This window comes from Nissabacter sp. SGAir0207 (assembly GCF_005491205.1).
Lineage (GTDB): Bacteria > Pseudomonadota > Gammaproteobacteria > Enterobacterales > Enterobacteriaceae > Chimaeribacter.
On record NZ_CP028035.1, the window covers coordinates 2,915,215 to 2,933,164 of the forward strand.

Annotated in this window: 15 protein-coding genes; 4 read left to right on the plus strand and 11 right to left on the minus strand. The window is 60.9% G+C overall.

Annotated elements, in window-relative coordinates; translation table 11 throughout:
* Nucleotides 1-59: 59 nt before the first annotated feature.
* On the minus strand, nt 60-1,208 hold the full coding sequence (gene ribD, locus C1N62_RS13000; RefSeq protein WP_137764030.1) for a bifunctional diaminohydroxyphosphoribosylaminopyrimidine deaminase/5-amino-6-(5-phosphoribosylamino)uracil reductase RibD: 1,149 nt from the start codon (nt 1,206-1,208) through the stop codon (nt 60-62).
* An 8-nt stretch (nt 1,209-1,216) separates the two neighbouring features.
* Nucleotides 1,217-1,666: a transcriptional regulator NrdR gene (nrdR, locus tag C1N62_RS13005; protein ID WP_137764031.1), complete on the minus strand. Its 450-nt coding sequence runs from the start codon at nt 1,664-1,666 to the stop codon at nt 1,217-1,219.
* Nucleotides 1,667-1,853: 187 nt separating this feature from the next.
* Between nrdR and C1N62_RS13010 the strand changes: the two genes are divergently transcribed.
* Nucleotides 1,854-2,447, plus strand: coding sequence for a DUF3251 domain-containing protein (locus C1N62_RS13010; protein WP_137764032.1), 594 nt, complete (start codon nt 1,854-1,856; stop codon nt 2,445-2,447).
* A gap of 43 nt (nt 2,448-2,490) precedes the next feature.
* On the opposite strand, the gene secF is transcribed toward C1N62_RS13010, so the two are convergent.
* The 5 genes from secF to queA all read right to left on the minus strand — a co-directional run bounded on the left by secF (nt 2,491) and on the right by queA (nt 8,009).
* Nucleotides 2,491-3,402: a protein translocase subunit SecF gene (gene secF / locus C1N62_RS13015; RefSeq protein WP_240775782.1), complete on the minus strand. Its 912-nt coding sequence runs from the start codon at nt 3,400-3,402 to the stop codon at nt 2,491-2,493.
* A gap of 70 nt (nt 3,403-3,472) precedes the next feature.
* Nucleotides 3,473-5,320, minus strand: coding sequence for a protein translocase subunit SecD (gene secD, locus C1N62_RS13020; protein ID WP_137764034.1), 1,848 nt, complete (start codon nt 5,318-5,320; stop codon nt 3,473-3,475).
* Between the two features lie 25 nt (nt 5,321-5,345).
* Complete coding sequence (gene yajC / locus C1N62_RS13025) at nt 5,346-5,681, minus strand: preprotein translocase subunit YajC (protein ID WP_137764035.1); 336 nt, start codon at nt 5,679-5,681, stop codon at nt 5,346-5,348.
* A gap of 39 nt (nt 5,682-5,720) precedes the next feature.
* Entirely contained in the window at nt 5,721-6,845 is a 1,125-nt protein-coding gene (tgt, locus tag C1N62_RS13030) for a tRNA guanosine(34) transglycosylase Tgt (RefSeq protein ID WP_137764036.1), read from the minus strand.
* 93 nt (nt 6,846-6,938) lie between these two features.
* Nucleotides 6,939-8,009 (minus strand): tRNA preQ1(34) S-adenosylmethionine ribosyltransferase-isomerase QueA, encoded by a 1,071-nt coding sequence (gene queA / locus C1N62_RS13035; protein ID WP_137764037.1) that lies wholly within the window; start codon nt 8,007-8,009, stop codon nt 6,939-6,941.
* 104 nt (nt 8,010-8,113) lie between these two features.
* Between queA and C1N62_RS13040 the strand changes: the two genes are divergently transcribed.
* The 3 genes from C1N62_RS13040 to ggt all read left to right on the plus strand — a co-directional run bounded on the left by C1N62_RS13040 (nt 8,114) and on the right by ggt (nt 11,529).
* Complete coding sequence (locus C1N62_RS13040; protein WP_137764038.1) at nt 8,114-8,695, plus strand: ACP phosphodiesterase; 582 nt, start codon at nt 8,114-8,116, stop codon at nt 8,693-8,695.
* Nucleotides 8,696-8,893: 198 nt separating this feature from the next.
* Entirely contained in the window at nt 8,894-9,496 is a 603-nt protein-coding gene (locus C1N62_RS13045) for a peroxiredoxin C (RefSeq protein WP_137764039.1), read from the plus strand.
* A 269-nt stretch (nt 9,497-9,765) separates the two neighbouring features.
* A complete protein-coding gene (ggt, locus tag C1N62_RS13050; RefSeq protein ID WP_137764040.1) occupies nt 9,766-11,529 on the plus strand; it encodes a gamma-glutamyltransferase in 1,764 nt (587 codons plus the stop codon).
* Between the two features lie 34 nt (nt 11,530-11,563).
* Here ggt and malZ read toward each other — a convergent pair whose 3' ends face one another.
* The 4 genes from malZ to C1N62_RS13070 all read right to left on the minus strand — a co-directional run bounded on the left by malZ (nt 11,564) and on the right by C1N62_RS13070 (nt 17,919).
* A complete protein-coding gene (gene malZ, locus C1N62_RS13055; protein WP_137764041.1) occupies nt 11,564-13,393 on the minus strand; it encodes a maltodextrin glucosidase in 1,830 nt (609 codons plus the stop codon).
* A 114-nt stretch (nt 13,394-13,507) separates the two neighbouring features.
* On the minus strand, nt 13,508-14,893 hold the full coding sequence (gene proY, locus C1N62_RS13060; protein WP_137764042.1) for a proline-specific permease ProY: 1,386 nt from the start codon (nt 14,891-14,893) through the stop codon (nt 13,508-13,510).
* A gap of 124 nt (nt 14,894-15,017) precedes the next feature.
* Entirely contained in the window at nt 15,018-16,337 is a 1,320-nt protein-coding gene (gene brnQ / locus C1N62_RS13065; RefSeq protein ID WP_137764043.1) for a branched-chain amino acid transport system II carrier protein, read from the minus strand.
* A gap of 460 nt (nt 16,338-16,797) precedes the next feature.
* Nucleotides 16,798-17,919, minus strand: a complete 1,122-nt coding sequence (locus C1N62_RS13070; RefSeq protein WP_137764044.1) for a cobalamin-independent methionine synthase II family protein — start codon at nt 17,917-17,919, stop codon at nt 16,798-16,800.
* Nucleotides 17,920-17,950: the final 31 nt, after the last annotated feature.

Here is a 17,950-nt window from a genome sequence, read left to right on the forward strand (position 1 = left end):
ATCTCCACGCGCAGGCAATCGGTTTCTTTGCGTGGATTCGGCCCCAATCCGGCCATCTCTCACGCGGGTTTCAGGCGTACCCGCAGATCCGGGCCAACCTGCCGTACCTCGCTAAAGGCAAAGCGTGGCGCGTCGGCCAACTGGGTCAGGCCCGGCAGCGCGCACAGGCCGCGGGCGCTGTCGCCCAACAATTTGGGGGCCAGATAGACGATCAGTTCGTCCACCAGCCCGGCCTGAAGCAGCGCCCCGGCCAGCTGCGCGCCCGCCTCGACCCACACGCTGTTCACCTGGCGTTTCGCCAGTTGCATCATCATCAGTACCAGATCAACCTGCCCATCCCGGCCCGGCACCCGCCACTGCTCGACGCTGTCAGGCCATGCCTGTTGATCAGCCTCCAGACGCGCCAGCCAGGTCTGGCCGGGCTGGCTCACCAGCCGGTGCTGTGGCGTCACGCGGTTCTGGCTGTCGATGATGATCCGCAAGGGCTGGCGCAGATCGTCAGCCGTCGCCGGGCAGTCGGCAGAGAGTTGCGCCGCCTGCCGCGCCGGATAGCGCTGGCGCAGCGTCTCATCCAGCTCGTTCCAGCGCACCGTCAGCGAGGGATCGTCTGCCAGTACCGTGGCGCTACTGCTAAGGATGGCAGAGCTCTCCGCGCGGAAGCGCTGCACATCGCGGCGCGCCTCCGGTGAGGTGATCCACTGGCTCTCGCCAGAGGCCATGGCGGTACGTCCATCCAGCGATGCGCCCATCTTCAGCTGCACATAGGGGAAGCCGGTGCGCATCCGCTTGAGGAAACCGCGGTTGATCGCCTCCGCCTCAGGCAGCATCAATCCGTGGCGCACCTCAATGCCCGCCTGTTTCAGGCGGTAGAGGCCGCGCCCCGCCACCTCGGGATTAGGGTCTTGCATCGCTGCCACCACCCGGCTGACGCCAGCGGCAATCAGCGCGTCGCAGCAGGGCGGCGTACGCCCGTGGTGGCTACATGGCTCCAACGTAACATAGGCGGTCGCGCCCACGGCGCGCTCCCCGGCCATGCGCAGCGCATGTACCTCGGCATGTGGCTCGCCGGCGCGCAGGTGATACCCTTCGCCGACAATCTCGCCGTCGCGCACGATAACACAGCCCACATTGGGGTTAGGCGTCGTGGTAAAACGGCCCAGCCGCGCCAGTTCAAAGGCGCGCGCCATGTAAAATTCATCGTGCTGCATGGGATCCCTTAATCTTGCAGGCGGGCGATCTCTTCGCCGAACTCACGGACATCTTCGAAGCTGCGGTAGACCGAGGCGAAACGAATATAAGCGACCTTGTCGAGACGCTTCAGCGCATCCATGACCAGACCGCCGACCATCTTGGCGGGCACCTCGCGCTCGCCGGTGGCGCGCAGCTGGGACTTGATATGGCTGATGGCCATCTCAACGTCATCGGAGCTGACCGGACGCTTCTCCAGCGCCTTCAGCATCCCGCTGCGCAACTTGTCCTCATTGAACGGCTCGCGCACGTCATTGCTCTTGATAACGCGCGGCATCACCAGTTCCGCCACCTCAAAGGTGGTAAAGCGTTCATTGCAGACCAGACACTGGCGACGGCGGCGAACCTGCGATCCATCACCCACCAGGCGTGAATCAATCACTTTCGTATCAACTGCGGCACAAAATGGACAGTGCATGGCGCTTCCTGATTAGCATTTCTGACTGGTTGTTAGTTTACCGCGAACTGCCGCGACTAAAAAGGCTGATGCCCATTTGTTGGGAAGCGCTTCCCGGATTGGCCAGCCCACGCCCGGCTTTTGCATGACTTTCGCTGGCTGGCGGACTAAGCTCTAGAGAGCGAATCTGGAAAAGGAAATCACCGACATGACAACCAGTTACTGCCTTCCCGCCCCGCGTGCGCTGCGGCGCGCCGCCCTGCTCTTCCCGCTGTTGTTGAGTGCCTGCGCCCAAAACCCCGAAGTGCCAAAGCTGAAATCCGAAGTGGTCCAGCTTAACCAGAAATTGCAGGCATTGACCGACGAGGCCACCGCGCTGGAGCAGCAGAGCCAGCTTAACCGTCAGTCAGAGAGCGGCGTCTACCTGCTGCCAGCGGCCAATAACCCGGCGGCGCTGCGCAGCGCCATCGGCGAGATCAGCGTCTCTATCAGCCACCTCGCCCCGGAGGCAAATGGCGCGCAGGCGCTGCTGCATCTCCGCGCGCGCTCCGGCACCACCCTGCCCGGCTTCACGGCCGTGGTGGACTGGGGCCACCTCGACCCCACCACCGGCCAGCCGTTGCTGGTTGATATGCTCTCCCAGCCCATCAGCGTCAGCGATGCCCTGCTGCCACGCACTGAAGTAACGCTGGAGTTGCGCTTCAGCGGCCAGACGCCAGAGCAGCTCGGCTTTATCCGGCTGCGTGACGTCACGCCCACCGCCCAGAGTGCGCCCGCCCCGGACGCCGCCCCGCAGCCATAAAAAAACCCCGCGATGCGGGGTTTTTTTATTAGAGACCTGACGCTTAGCGCAGGATGTTGGGCTGGTCTGCCCCCTCTTTCTCCACCTTCTGTTGCAGCATGTGCTCGCGCTTCATGCCCAGTTTCAGCGCCAGCGCCGAAGCCACATAGATGGAGGAGACCGTACCGATGGAGACACCGATCAGCATGGTCAGGGAGAAGCCTTCCAGCAGCGCGCCGCCGAAGATGTAGAGCATCAAGACCACCATCAGCGTGGTGGCGGAGGTCATGATGGTACGGCTCAGCGTCTGGGTCAGGGAGACGTTGGTGATCTCGTAAGCATTGCCGCGGCGGATCTTGCGGAAGTTCTCACGGATACGGTCTGACACCACGATACTGTCGTTCAGCGAGTAACCAATGACCGACATCAGCGAGGCGATGATGGTCAGGTCAATCTCGATGTGGAACAGTGACAGCACACCCATGGTGATGATGACGTCGTGCGCCAGTGCCAGTACGGCACCCAGCGCCAGTCGCCACTCAAAGCGGAAACCGACGTACACCAGAATGGAGATCAGTGCCACCAGCAGCGCCATGCCGCCAGCCTGCGCCAGATCGCTGCCGACGCTCGGGCCGACGAACTCCACCCGTTTCACCGTGGCATTCTTGTCGACTTCACTGTTGACCAGCGAAATCACCTTGTTGCCCAGCTCCTGGCCAGCGCTGCCGCTGACGGGCGGCAAACGCACCATCACGTCACGGCTGCTGCCGAAGTTCTGCACCACTGGCTCGGCAAAACCAGCCTTCTCCAGCGCACCGCGCAGGGTATCGAGGTTTGCTGGCTGGTCGAGGGTGATCTCAATGACCGTCCCGCCGGTGAAGTCCAGGCCCCAGTTGAAGCCACGTACGCCCATGATGATCACCGAAGCGATCAGCAACAGCCCGGAGATACAGAAGGCCAGGTTGTCCCAGCGCATAAAGTCATAGACTTTACGGCCGTAGTTCAGTTGTTCAACACTATATTGTTGTTGTGCCACAACGCACTCCTCAGATAGACAGCTTGTTGATGCGCTTGCCGCCGTAAAGCAGGTTGACGATGGCACGGGTACCGACAATGGAGGTAAACATCGAGGTCGCTACACCGATTGCGGTGGTGATGGCGAAGCCCTTGATGGAACCTGTCCCCACGGCATACAGGATGATGGCCGTGATCAATGTGGTGACGTTGGCGTCAACAATACTGGAGAACGCGCCGCGATAGCCTTCATGGATCGACTGCTGGATGGAGCGGCCATTACGGATCTCCTCCTTGATGCGCTCGTTGATCAGCACGTTGGCGTCAACCGCCACCGCCAGCGTCAAGACGATACCGGCAATGCCCGGCATGGTCAGGGTCGCCCCCGGCAGCAGGGACATGATGCCGACAATCAGCACCAGGTTGACGATCAGTGCAGCGGTCGCGATCAGGCCGAACTTACGGTAGAAGACCACCATAAAGACGATGGACGCCACCAGACCCCACAGGCAAGCCTCAAGGCCCTGCGTGATGTTCTGCATACCCAGAGTCGGGCCGATGGTGCGCTCTTCAACAATCTGGATTGGCGCAATCAGCGCACCGGCACGCAGCAGCAGCGAGAGCTGGCGCGCTTCATTCGGATCGTTGATGCCGGTAATACGGAAGCTGTTGCCCAGACGTGACTGGATGGTCGCCACGTTGATCACCTCTTCCTGTTTCACCAGGATGCTGCGACCGTTGGCATCTTTCTTGCCGCTGTCCTTGTACTCCACAAACAGGGTCGCCATCGGCTTGCCGATGTTGTCCTTGGTGAAGTTGGACATCGCTGAGCCACCCGCGCCGTCCAGGGAGATATTGACCTGCGGCTGGTTGTACTCATCCATGCTGGAGTTGGAGTCGGTGATGTGGTCACCGGTCAGGATAACGCGCTTATAGAGCACCACCGGACGGCCGTCACGGGTGGATTTCACTTCGCTGTCGCCCGGTACACGGTTCGCGTCTGCCGCAGCGGCATCGACGTTGGTGTTCACCAGACGGAACTCCAGGGTCGCGGTGGCGCCCAGGATCTCTTTGGCGCGCGCGGTGTCCTGGATGCCCGGCAGCTCAACCACGATGCGGTCAGCACCCTGGCGCTGCACCAGCGGCTCAGCCACGCCGAGTTGGTTGACACGGTTACGCAGGATGTTGATGTTCTGCTGCACCGCATCTTCACGGGACTGGCGCAGACGGTCATCGGTCATCACGATGCGCAGCGCATTGTCGCCCGAGGTGTTGAGCACCAGATCGCGATGGCGCGGCGAGAGGTAGCTCAGCGCGCTGTCACGGGTGGCGGCGTCACGGAAACGGATCTCCACCGCGTTGTCCGGCAGCTTGCGTACCGTCGCATAAGGGATGCTCTTGTCGCGCAGGTCACCGCGCAGGGTATCCATCATCTGCTCTTGCAGCTTGCCCATGGCGGTTTCCATGTCCACTTCCATCAGGAAGTGCACACCGCCGCGCAGGTCGAGGCCAAGTTTCATCGGCTCGGCATTGAGGCGGGCGAGCCAGGTCGGGGTGGCCGGTGCCAGGTTGAGGGCAATCACATATTTATCGCCCAGCGCGGTGGTCAGCGCTTCGCGCGCCCGCAGCTGAACGTCAGTATCTTTAAAGCGAGCCAGGATGGCCCCATTTTCCAAGGCAATGGACTTGCTCGCGATCTTGTCTTGTTCTAATACACTTTTGACTTGGTCCAGCGTGGCCATACTGGCGTCGGAGCCCCGAGCGCCAGTAATCTGCACAGCCGGATCCTCACCATAAAGGTTGGGAAGCGCATAAAGCAAACCGATGAGGATCACGGCGATCAACATCAGGTACTTCCACAAAGGATATCGGTTTAACACGGCAGTTCCCTTCGGGAAAATTCAATTACAGAGCCTTCATCGTACCTTTCGGCAGAACGGCGGTTACGTAGTCACGCTTGATGGTCACTTCCGTGGTGTCATTGAGCGCAATCACGATGTAACCCGTCTCTGCCACTTTGGATACACGGCCGATCAGGCCACCGTTGGTCAGCACCTCATCACCCTTACCGATCGAATCCATCAGCTTTTTATGTTCCTTGCTGCGTTTCTGCTGCGGGCGCAGGATCATGAAGTAGAAGATCAGACCGAAGACCACCAGCATAATGACCAGAGAGTACGGGCTGGATTGGCCGGCCGGCGCGCCTGCCGCGGCAACAGCATCAGAAATGAAAAGACTCATTGAATTTCCCTCATTGTTATCGAAATCAGTAGTGTGAAATTACGCGTCCAAAGGCGGAACCGGTTTGCCAATACGCTGATAAAAATCAGCAACAAACAGTTCCAATTTACCTTCTTCAATAGCCTGGCGTAAACCTGCCATCACGCGCTGGTAATAACGCAGGTTATGGATGGTATTCAGGCGTGCACCCAATATTTCGTTGCAACGGTCGAGATGATGCAAGTAGGCGCGGCTGTAATTGCGACACGTGTAGCAATCACACTCCGCATCCAGCGGTGAGGTGTCCTCTTTGTACTTCGCGTTGCGGATTTTCACCACGCCTTCCGTGACAAACAGGTGGCCGTTGCGCGCGTTGCGCGTCGGCATCACGCAGTCAAACATATCAATGCCCCGGCGCACACCCTCAACCAGATCCTCTGGCTTGCCGACGCCCATCAGGTAGCGCGGCTTATCTTCCGGGATCTGCGGGCAGACGTGCTCCAGGATGCGGTGCATGTCCTCTTTCGGCTCGCCTACCGCCAGGCCGCCCACAGCGTAACCATCAAAGCCAATCTCCACCAGCCCTTTCACGGAGACATCTCGTAAATCTTCGTAAACGCTACCCTGGATAATCCCGAACAGTGCGTTTTTGTTCTCCAGCTCATCAAAGCGCTTGCGGCTGCGGGCCGCCCAACGCAAGGACATCTCCATGGAGCGCTTGGCGTAGTCCCAGTCAGCCGGGTACGGGGTGCACTCGTCGAAGATCATCACGATGTCGGAACCGAGGTCATACTGGATCTCCATCGACTTCTCCGGGCTGAGGAACACCGGGTTGCCGTTGATGGGATTGCGGAAGTGGACGCCCTCCTCCTTGATCTTGCGCATTGCGCCCAGGCTGAAGACCTGGAAGCCGCCGGAGTCGGTGAGGATCGGGCCATGCCACTGCATGAAGTCATGCAGGTCGCCGTGCAGCTTCATGATCTCCTGCCCCGGACGCAGCCACAGGTGGAAGGTGTTGCCCAGCAGGATCTGCGCGCCGGTCTCTTTCACCTCTTCCGGCGTCATCCCTTTTACGGTGCCGTAGGTGCCAACCGGCATAAAGGCCGGGGTCTCCACCACACCGCGCTCAAACACCAAACGGCCGCGGCGGGCGCGACCATCTTTCGTCATTAATTCGTACTTCACATTGCCTCCGGCATCAGAGAAACAGTCTGATGAGGTTGACTCCGGGACGACCGCCCCGGAAAGAGTAAGCCCGGCGGTGCGCCGGGCCGGGAATTACTGGCCGACCTGCTGTTGCGGGGCCAGGGGGTTACGGGTGATGAACATCGCATCACCGTAACTGAAGAAGCGGTACTGCTCCGCCACTGCCTCGGCATAGGCCTTCATGGTCGGGCGGTAGCCGGCGAAGGCGGACACCAGCATGATCAGCGTGGACTCCGGCAGGTGGAAGTTGGTCACCAGCGCATCCACCACCTGGTACTCATAACCGGGGTAGATGAAGATTTGGGTATCGCCGAAGAACGGGGCGAGCGGTGCCTCCTGGCTGGCCTGCGCCGCGCTCTCCAGCGAGCGCACCGAGGTGGTGCCGACGGCGATCACACGCTTGCCGCGCGCCTTACAGGCCAGCACCGCATCGACCACCTCTTGCGGCACTTCCGCGTACTCGGAGTGCATGATGTGATCTTCAATGCTCTCCACCCGCACCGGCTGGAAGGTGCCCGCGCCGACGTGCAGCGTCACAAAGGCCATCTCCACGCCTTTCGTCTTCAGGGCCGCCAGCAGCGGCTCATCGAAGTGCAGGCCCGCCGTCGGCGCGGCGACCGCACCCGGCTTCTCGCTGTAGACCGTCTGGTACAGTTCGCGGTCGGACTCCTCGTCCGGGCGATCAATGTAGGGCGGCAGCGGCATGTGGCCGATGTCATTGAGGACGGTGAACACGTCGCGCGCATCGTTGAAGCGCAGCTCGAACAGCGCGTCGTGGCGCGCCACCATGGTGGCGGAGAGGCTCTCGTCATCACCCAACAGCAGCTCCGCGCCAACCTTCGGCGCCTTGGAGGCACGCACGTGCGCCAGCACGCGGTGGTCATCCAGCACGCGCTCCACCAGCACTTCAATCTTGCCGCCGCTGACCTTGCGGCCAAACATCCGCGCCGGGATCACCCGGGTATTGTTGAAGACCAGCAGGTCGCCCGCTTCCAGCTTCTCCAGCAGGTCGGTAAAGACGCCGTGCGTCAATTCACCGGTCGGGCCGTCGAGGGAGAGCAAGCGGCAGCCGCTGCGCTCGGCCTGAGGGTAGCGGGCAATAAGGGATTCTGGGAGTTCAAACGAGAAATCAGCGACGCGCATAGCAATTTAGTTCACATGAAAAACAGGCGGCTTAGTCTAGAGGGAGCACCGCCGCGCTGCAACAATTAAGGGCGCGGATGGCCCGAAATGGTTATACTCGCCGGATGAATTTTCTAGCCCACCTTCATCTGGCCGAGCTGGCCCAAAGCTCACTGCTCGGCAACCTGGCTGCGGACTTCGTCCGGGGCGACCCGCGCCATGACTACCCGCCGGAAGTGGCGGCCGGGATCATGATGCATCGCCGGGTTGACGTGCTGACCGACAGCCTGCCAGCGGTCAAACGCGCCCGCGCCCTGTTCAGCGACGACTACCGCCGCGTGGCACCTATTACTATGGATGTGCTGTGGGATCACTTCCTGGCGCTGCACTGGGCCAAACTGGAGGCGGATTATACGCTGCCGGCCTTTATCAACCATGCGCAGCGTCAAATTTTGCCCGCTTCTTCGGCGATGCCGGAGCGTTTCCAGAACCTCAACCGCTACCTGTGGCCAGAGCGCTGGCTGGAGCGCTACGCCGATCTGCCCTATCTGGCGACGGTGCTTGAGCGGATGGCAATCCGCCGCCCTCGCCTGCACCGGCTGGCTGGCTCCTATGCCGATCTTGAGCGCCAATACCCGCACTTTGAAGCGATCTTCTTCGAATTTTATCCGGAGATGATGGCAAAAGCGCGCGCGGGAGAGCTTTAAATTCGCCGGGCGAACAAAAAATAAGCCGCTCTTTTATAACGGTTATTGTTAAAACAAGATAGTTTTTATAGCTTGTAACGATAGCCGTAAACTATCTGATTGATTGGTCTCGCGCCCTTTATTCGACCGGACTAAATCCCTATACTGCCTCGGTCTTATTCATCAATTGTCCTTTAACCTGATATTACAGGAGTAATTATGGTCCTGGTAACTCGTCCAGCCCCAGACTTTACCGCAGCTGCCGTACTGGGCAGTGGTGAAATCGTTGATAACTTCAACTTCAAAAAACACACCGCTGGCAAACCTACCGTTGTCTTCTTCTGGCCGATGGACTTCACCTTCGTGTGCCCGTCTGAGCTGATCGCCTTCGACAACCGCTACGCTGAATTCCAGAACCGTGGCGTGGAAGTGATCGGTGTTTCCTTCGACTCCGAGTTCGTTCACAACGCATGGCGTAAAACCCCGGTTGAGAACGGCGGCATCGGCGAAGTGAAGTACGCGATGGTTGCTGACGTGAAGCGTGAAATCCAGAAAGCTTACGGCATCGAGCACCCGGAAGCGGGCGTGGCGCTGCGTGGCTCCTTCCTGATCGACAAAGAAGGTATCGTGCGCCACCAGGTGGTGAACGACCTGCCGCTGGGCCGTAACATCGACGAAATGCTGCGTATGGTTGACGCGCTGCAATTCCACGAAGAGCACGGCGAAGTGTGCCCGGCTCAGTGGGAAAAAGGGAAAACCGGCATGGGCGCGTCTCCGGACGGCGTTGCCAAGTACCTGTCTGAAAACGCGACCAACCTGTAATGCTGTGCCGGCCCTGCCGGCTAAAGACTCAGGTAATGACCGGCGGCCCTGTCCGCCGGTTTTTTATGCCTGCACGCCCACGGTGCCCCCGCTGCACCACCCTGTCCGCCAAATGAAAATTTTTCCTGTCTTTTCTTTCACTTCCGCTGCTTTTTTGTCCTGATTGCCGGTAGGCTGGTGAGGTAACGCTTGCGCGCCGATCTGGCGCGGCCTTTGCAGCTCACTTGGGGCAAATGCCCGGATAATAATCAGCACAGACAGGAGTGGTTATGTGGTCAACAAAATGGACGGCGCCGCTGAGCGCGCTGGCGCTGCTGGTCAGCGGCAATCTTTACGCGGCCTCCATGCCAGCGGTGGAAGCGCAGCATGGGATGGTGGTCTCCTCGCAACACCTGGCCTCGCAGGTCGGCGTGGATATCCTGAAGATGGGCGGTAACGCCATTGATGCGGCGGTGGCAGTGGGTTACGCGCAGGCGGTGGTGAACCCCTGCTGCGGCAACATTGGTGGCGGCGGCTTTATGACCGTCCACCTGGCGGATGGCCGGGACACCTTTATCAACTTCCGTGAGACTGCCCCGGCGGCGGCCAGCGCGGACATGTACCTTGACGCACAGGGCAAGGTGCGCAAAGACGCCTCCCTCTACGGCTACCTGGCCGCTGGCGTACCCGGTACGGTGCTGGGGCTGGACACCGCCCAGCGCGAATATGGCAAGCTGACGCGCCAACAGGTGATGGCTCCGGCCATCCGGCTGGCGCGTGAGGGCTTTGTCCTGACCCGCGCCGACACGGACATTCTGGACACCACCGTCAAGCGCTTCCGTGACGATCCCGAGGCGGCGCGCATCTTCCTGCGCCCGGACGGCAGCGCGCTGCAACCGGGCGACCGGCTGGTGCAGACCGATCTGGCCAATACGCTGGAGTCGATTGCCCGCCGTGGGCCAGAGGCCTTCTACCACGGGCAGATCCCGGCAGCGGTAGAGGCGGCGTCGAAAAAGGGCGGCGGCCTGCTGACGGTGAAGGATTTCGCCGACTACCGCGTGACCGAAACCGCGCCCATTACCTGTAGCTACCGTGGCTACAAATTTGTCTCCTCCCCGCCCCCCAGCTCCGGCGGCACGACGATGTGCCAGATCCTCAATACCCTTGAGGGGTATAACCTGAAGGAGATGGGCTTCAACTCCGCCGCCTCGATCCATGTGCTGACTGAGGCGATGCGCCACGCCTATATGGATCGCAACACCTACCTCGGCGACCCGGCATTTGTCACCAACCCCATCGGCCGCCTGACCAGCAAGAGCTACGCCGCCGAGATCCGCAAGAAGATCGAGCCGCTGCGCGCTACCCCTTCCGAGCAGGTGCAGCCGGGCATGGAGCCGCATGAGAAGCCGGAGACCACCCACTACTCCATCGTTGACCAGCAGGGCAACGCCGTCTCCACCACCTACACCATCAATGGCCGCTTCGGCGCGGTGGTGATTGCCCCCGGCACCGGCTTCTTCCTGAACGATGAGATGGATGACTTCACCACCAAGGTCGGCGAGCAGAATCTCTATGGGCTGGTGCAGGGCACGCGTAACGCCATCGCCCCCGGCAAGCGCCCCCTCTCCTCCATGAGCCCGTCGCTGGTCACCAAGGATGGCAAGATCTTCCTGGTGCTCGGCTCGCCGGGCGGCTCGCGCATCATCAGCATCACGCTTCAGGCGGCGATCAATATCATTGATTACGGTATGCCGCCGCAGGAGGCCGTGGACGCCCCGCGTATCCACCACCAGTGGCTGCCGGATGAGGTCTACTATGAGCAGCGCGGTGTCTCCGCAGACAGTTTGGCGCTGCTGAAGGAGCGCGGCTACAAGATGGTCGAGCAGACGCCGTGGGGCGCGGCAGAGCTGATTATGGTGGGGCTGCCGGGTGCGGCTGGCGTGACGCCCGCCAACTCTGGCAATGACTCGGCGGTGTCGGGCAAGGTGCGGGAGGGCTATCTGTATGGCGCGAATGACGTGCGCCGGCCTGCCGGTGCCGCCATCGGCTATTGATGAAACTGACCCCGCCGCCACGGCGGGGTCATGCTCAGGCCTTGGCCTGCCCGCGCCACAGGGTGACGCTTTCACCCGGCAGAGCCAGCGTCAGCCCGCCTGAATGTGAAGTAAGTACTCCCTCACCTTCCAGCGCTTGCCATTCGGCACCCTCCAGCATCGGCGTCAACGGCAGGGCCACGTTGGCCGCCCGGTTACGCTGCAACGCCACCACAATCTGCTCCTGCTCATAGCGGCGCATAAACACCAGCGTGTCCCCCTCGGCATGGAGCACTTTGCAGCCGCCGCGGCGCAGCGCCGGGCTGTCATGGCGCAGGGCTGCGAGGCGGGTATAAAGCCCCAGCAGGTCGGCGTCCCAGCGCTCTTTATGCCACGGGAAGGTTTTGCGGCAGTAGGGATCGTTCTCGCCATCCAGCCCAATCTCATCGCCATAGTAGATGCAGGGCACGCCAATCCAGCAGAATTGCCACACCACCGCCATCGCCATCCGCGCCCGGTTGCCTTCGAGCAGAGTGATGAAGCGCGAGGTGTCATGGCTGTCGAGCTGGTTGAACTGGCGCAACTGCACCTGATGCGGCAGGCCAGCGCGGTAGGACTCCACCCACTCGGCGCAGGCTTCGGCGCTCAGCGCCATGGGGTCGCCGGCGTTGTCCACGTTCGCCAGAAAAGCCCACACCGGCGTGACAAAGCCGCGATAGTTCATCGCGCCATCCTCCACGCCCGCGTGCAGCCACTCGCGCGCATCGTTGAAGTGCTCGCCGAGGATATAGGCGTCAGGGTTCTCCTCCCGGATCGCCTGCTTGATGCCCGCCAGGTGGTGCAGGTTGCGCTTCGCGCCGCCGCCCTCGCCCAGCATGTGGATCACATCCAGCCGCCATGCGTCGATGCTGTAGGGCGGGCGCAGCCAGTGGCGCACCACGCTGTCCTGCCCGCGATAGATCTGCTCCACCACGCCATCGCTGGCGTAATCCAGCTTCGGCAGGCTGCTGAAGCCCTTCCAGTCGCAGGTACTGCCATCCGGCCAGAAGCTGTACCAACTGCGGGTGGGTGCCTCCTCATTGCCAAACGCGCCATTGTGGTGCTGCTGGTGGCGGTCAAACCACGGGCTGGAGTCGCCGGTATGGTTGAACACGCCATCCAGCATCAGGCGGATGCCGAACTCCCGCGTCTGCTCGCGCAGCCGCACCAGCGCTTCATTGCCGCCCAGATAGGGATCGACCTGATAGTAATCCTCGGTGTCATATTTATGCACGCTGGGGGCCTTGAACACCGGGTTCAGGTAGAGCGCGGTGACGCCGAGCTTTTGCAGGTAGGGCAGCTTGCTGATGATGCCATCCAGATCGCCGCCGTAGAAGGTGGAAGGTGAGCCTTCACTCTCAATCGGATCCTCCCAGTCACAGCGTTTCACCTCCCGCCCCTCGGCGTGGTGGTAGTAACTGCCGCTCTGGATCAGGTGCGGGCCACCGCTGCTGGCGAAGCGGTCAGGGAAAATCTGGTAGAAGACCTGATCGGTCACCCACTCCGGGTCAGGATCGGGGGCATAGAGGGAGAACTGCTGGAGCGAGGCGGGTTGCAGCTCGCTGACGCCGAGCGGCCCGACCCAGCGCTGATGCGTCTCCCACAGCAGCTTGAAGCAGTAACGGCGGGCGGGTTGCCCCTCATCCAGCGCCAGCGCGGTATGGTAGCGGCGATAGCGCCCAATCTGCTGCGACTCCATGGCCTGCAACAGCTCCTCATTGTCAGGTTCAGCGCGCAGCATCACCTGTTCCGGCGGATCGTCGCTCTCCAGCCAGAGGGTCAGATAGAGGTAGTTACCACGCAGGATGGCGAAGGGGGGAACTGGCAAGTGCCAGGCATTGAGCATAGTGTCTCCTGATTCGCATCATAAAGCGTTCACCATGCCATGCCAGGCGACATCCGCCCTCCTCTCCCCAAACAGAATGCCGGGGCGGAGGGCGGAGGTGGAGAGGATTAGCGGTTACGCATCATGCTGCTGGGCAGCCACTCGACGCTGGAACTTCACTTTCCACACATAGCCGGCAATCAGCAGCGCCACCCACACTAACCCCGCGTAGAGCGAGACCCGCGTATCCGGGAAGTAGCCGATCAGGCCAATGATGAACACCAGAAAAACAATTGCCAACACCGAAGTGGCAATGCCGCCACGCAGCGGGAAGGCCAGCGCGGAGACTTGCTGCTTGGTCAGGCTGCGACGGAAGGCGATCTGTGACAACAGAATCATTATCCATACCCAAACCGTAGCAAAGGTCGCCAGGGATGCAATCACCAGGAAGACATTTTCCGGCATGATGTAGTTGAGGTAGACCGCCACCAGCAGCGCGGACATCATCACCACCACTGTCACCCACGGGATGCCACGCTTCGACACGCGGGCGAAAATCTTCGGCGCGTGGCCCTGCTCCGCCATGCCGTGCAGCATACGGCCCACGCCAAACACGTCACTGTTAATCGCCGAGAGCGAGGCAGTGATCACCACAAAGTTCAGGATGCCTGCCGCCACGGTGATGCCCATGTGCTGGAAGGTCAGCACGAACGGGCTGCCCTGCGTCCCCACCTGGTTCCACGGGTAGATGGACATGATGACGAACAGCGTGCCGACATAGAACACCAGGATGCGCCACGGCACCGAGTTGATCGCTTTCGGGATGGAGACTTTCGGGTTGTTGGCTTCGCCAGCGGTGATGCCGATGATCTCAATACCGCCGTAGGCAAACATCACCAGTTGCAGCGACAGGATCATCCCCATGATGCCGTTGCTAAAGAAGCCGCCGTTGCTCCAGAGGTTATGGATGCCGGTGGGCTGCCCACCGTTGCCGATGCCCCAGACGATAATCCCGATGCCCGCCACGATCATGATGATGATGGTCAGCACCTTGAAGAAGGAGAACCAGAACTCCAGCTCGCCAAACACCTTCACGCTCATCAGGTTGATGGCGCCAATGATCAGCACCACGCTCAGCACCCAGATCCAGTGCGGCACCTCCGGGAACCAGACGCCCATGTAGATGCCGAAGGCGGTGACATCCGCGATCGCCACAATCAGGATCTCAAAGCAGTAGGTCCAGCCGGTGATGTAACCGGACAAGGGGCCGAGGTAGTCCTGCGCATAGCGGGAGAAGGAGCTGGCTTGCGGGTTGTTGACCGACATCTCGCCGAGGGCGCGCATGATGATGAAGGCGATCACGCCGCCAATCAGGTAGGCCAGCAGGACGCTGGGGCCGGCCATCTTGATGGCATCGGCAGAGCCATAAAACAGGCCGGTTCCGATGGCGGAACCCAAGGCCATAAAACGGATGTGCCGGGTGCTCAAGCCGCGCTTGAGCTGGGTGGCTGGTTGTTCCATGTACGATTAAACCTGTAAATAAACCAAAAATAGCGAGGGGAACACGGCAAAACCGCGCATCGCTCACGCAAAAATGCCACGGGAGGGCCCGTGGCATCGAAGGGGTGAGGCGAACCTTACCACATTATTGGTGAACTGTGACGCTACGCTCGCCGGCAACGCGGTCGTAAATCCCGACCAGTACCAGCATCACCAGAGAGGGCGGCAGCCAGGCCAGGCCCTGCGTCGACAGCGGCAGGTGCTCAGTCCAGGCTGGCAGCACCGACGCCAGGGAGGAGGTCTTAATGCCGTCAATGATGCCGAAGACCAGGCTCACCAGCATCACCGGTGCCACGATGCGCGGCAGGCTGTTCCAGAAGCGCAGCGTGAAGCTCAGCACGATCAGCACGATGCACGGCGGGTAGATGGCGGTCAGTACCGGCACCGAGATCTGGATCAGGTGGCTCAGGCCGAGGTTGGAGACCACCATCGAGAACAGGCCCAGCATAAACACCAGCGTCCGGTAGGAGAACGGCAGGTATTGGGCGAAGAACTCAGCACAGGCACAGGTCAGGCCCACTGCCGTCACCATACAGGCCAGGAAGATCAGCGCCGCCAGGAAGGTGCTACCGATGCCGCCAAAGGTGTTCTGGACGTAAGCGTGCAGGATCACCGCGCCATTCTCAGCGTGCGGTACCAGCACGCCACTGCCCGCGCCCAGCTTGAACAGGCTCAGGTAGACCAGCGTCAGGCCCACACCGGCGATCAGGCCAGCCAGGATGGTGTAACGGGTCAGCAGTCGCGCCTCTTTCACGCCGCGCGATTTCGCCGCGTTAACGATGACGATGCCGAACACCAGCGCGCCCAGGGTATCCATGGTGAGGTAGCCATTCACGAAGCCGGTGGAGAACGGCACGTTCTGGTAGACCTCGGTCGCCGGGATCGGCTGGCCTGCCGGCCACAGCACGGCGGCGATACCCAGGATTGCCAGCGCGACGATTTTCAGCGGTGCCAGCACGTGGCCCACGGTATCCAGCAGCTTGCCCGGATAGAGGGAGACGCCAATCACCAGCGCGAAGTAGATAAGGCTATAGACCATCAGCGGCATGGCGCCGTCGCCGGTCAGGGGCGCGATGCCCACTTCGAAGGAGACGGTGGCGGTACGCGGGGTGGCGAACAGCGGGCCAACGGCCAGGTAGCAGACGGTAGCCAGCACGATGCCAGCCTTGCGGCCAATCGGCGAGCTAAGGGCATCAATGCCGCCGCCGACGCGCGCCAGCGCAATCACCGTGACGACCGGCAGGCCGACGGCAGTGAGCAGGAAGCCAAGCGCGGCCCACCAGACATGCTCGCCAGACTGCAAACCAACCATCGGCGGGAAGATGATGTTCCCGGCACCGACGAACAGGGCGAAGGTCATGAACCCCAACGCCAGAATATCTTTACTTGCTAAACGATGACTCATGGTGTGTCGTGTTGCCTGTTCAAATGGAAAAAGAGATACCCTGTTGCCGGCATACCGCGCCCCGGCTTGAACCGGAGTAACAGTGCCCGACTGCTAAAGTTGTTTTTATCGTCATGATTGGGCGATACGTTGGCTGCCGAAGCAGCGGCTCTCCATGCTGGAAGCGACTACGCACCGATAAGGTGGAAAAGTGACGTATTGCAGGTGGTTTAGCGCGACAACGGGAGCTAAGGTAAACGTTTATAGCGTATGAAGGCAAGACGGGATCGAAAAAGCAGAGGCATTGACTGTATAAAATTTCCCAGATAGAGAATCATGCCGTTTAATCTCTTATCCACCCTACATGATTTGTATGTTTTTTAATCTTGCAGCACACAAAGTGTGACACTTTGCTACCTGAAATGCATGAAACCGCCACTCCCTGGCGGTTTCATACACAATTCCCATACGGATCCGCAGGTTACCAAACGCGATTGGCGGTATCGATCACCAGTCGCAGTTTCTCCCACTGCTGGGCTTCGGTGATGCTGTTGCCCTCTTCCGTCGAGGCGAAGCCGCACTGGGTGCTCAGGCGCAGTTGCTCCAGCGGAACGTACTGGGCCGCCTCTTTGATGCGCTGCTCAATCACCGCCGGATCTTCCAGCTCACCGCTCTTGGTGGTCACCAGACCCAGCACCGCCTGCTGTTTGCCCGGCTTCAGGAAGCGCAGCGGCTCAAAGCCACCGGAGCGCTCATTGTCATACTCCAGGAAGAAGGCATCGATGTTCACGCCGCCGAACAGCAGCTCCGCCACTGGCTCATAGCCGCCCTCAGAGATCCAGGTGGAGCGGAAGTTGCCGCGGCACACATGCAGGCCGATGGTCAGGTCAGCTGGCTTGCCCTCAATGGCTTTGTTCAGCACATCCGCATAGGTGCGCGCCAGCACTTCCGGGTCATCGCCACGCTCACGCATCTGGCGCTTCTGGTCTTCAGAGCAGAGGTAGGCCCAGACGGTGTCATCCAGTTGCAAGTAGCGGCAGCCAGCGTCGTAGAAGGCCTGAATGGCGTCACGGTAGGTCTGCGCCAGATCGTCGAAGTAGGCGTCCAGCTCTGGGTAGACCTCGGTGCTGATGGCTTTGCGGCCACCGCGGAAGTGCAGCACGCTCGGGCTGGGGATGGTCATCTTCGGCACCGCGTCGCCAGCAATCTCTTTCAGGAAGCGGAAGTGGTCCAGCATCGGGTGCTGGCTATTGAAGCCCAGCTTGCTGACCACCTTGATGCTGCGCGCCTTGGTCTGCACGCCGTTGAACTGGATGCCCTGATCGGCTTCGTAAGGCTCCACGCCGTCCAAACCTTCGAAGAAGTCAAAGTGCCACCACGCGCGGCGGAACTCACCGTCGGTGACCACTTTCAGGCCCAGCTCACGCTGTTTGGCCACGATGTGGCGAATCTCTTCATTCTCCACTTCACGCAGTTGCTCGGCGGAGATCTCGCCGTTCTGGAACTGCACACGGGCCTTCTTCAACGCCGCCGGGCGCAGCAGGCTGCCGACAACGTCAGCGGGGAAAGCGGGAACGGCAACGGTGGCATGCGTATTGGACATCTCTGGCTCCTGAACATTGCCGCTCAATCCC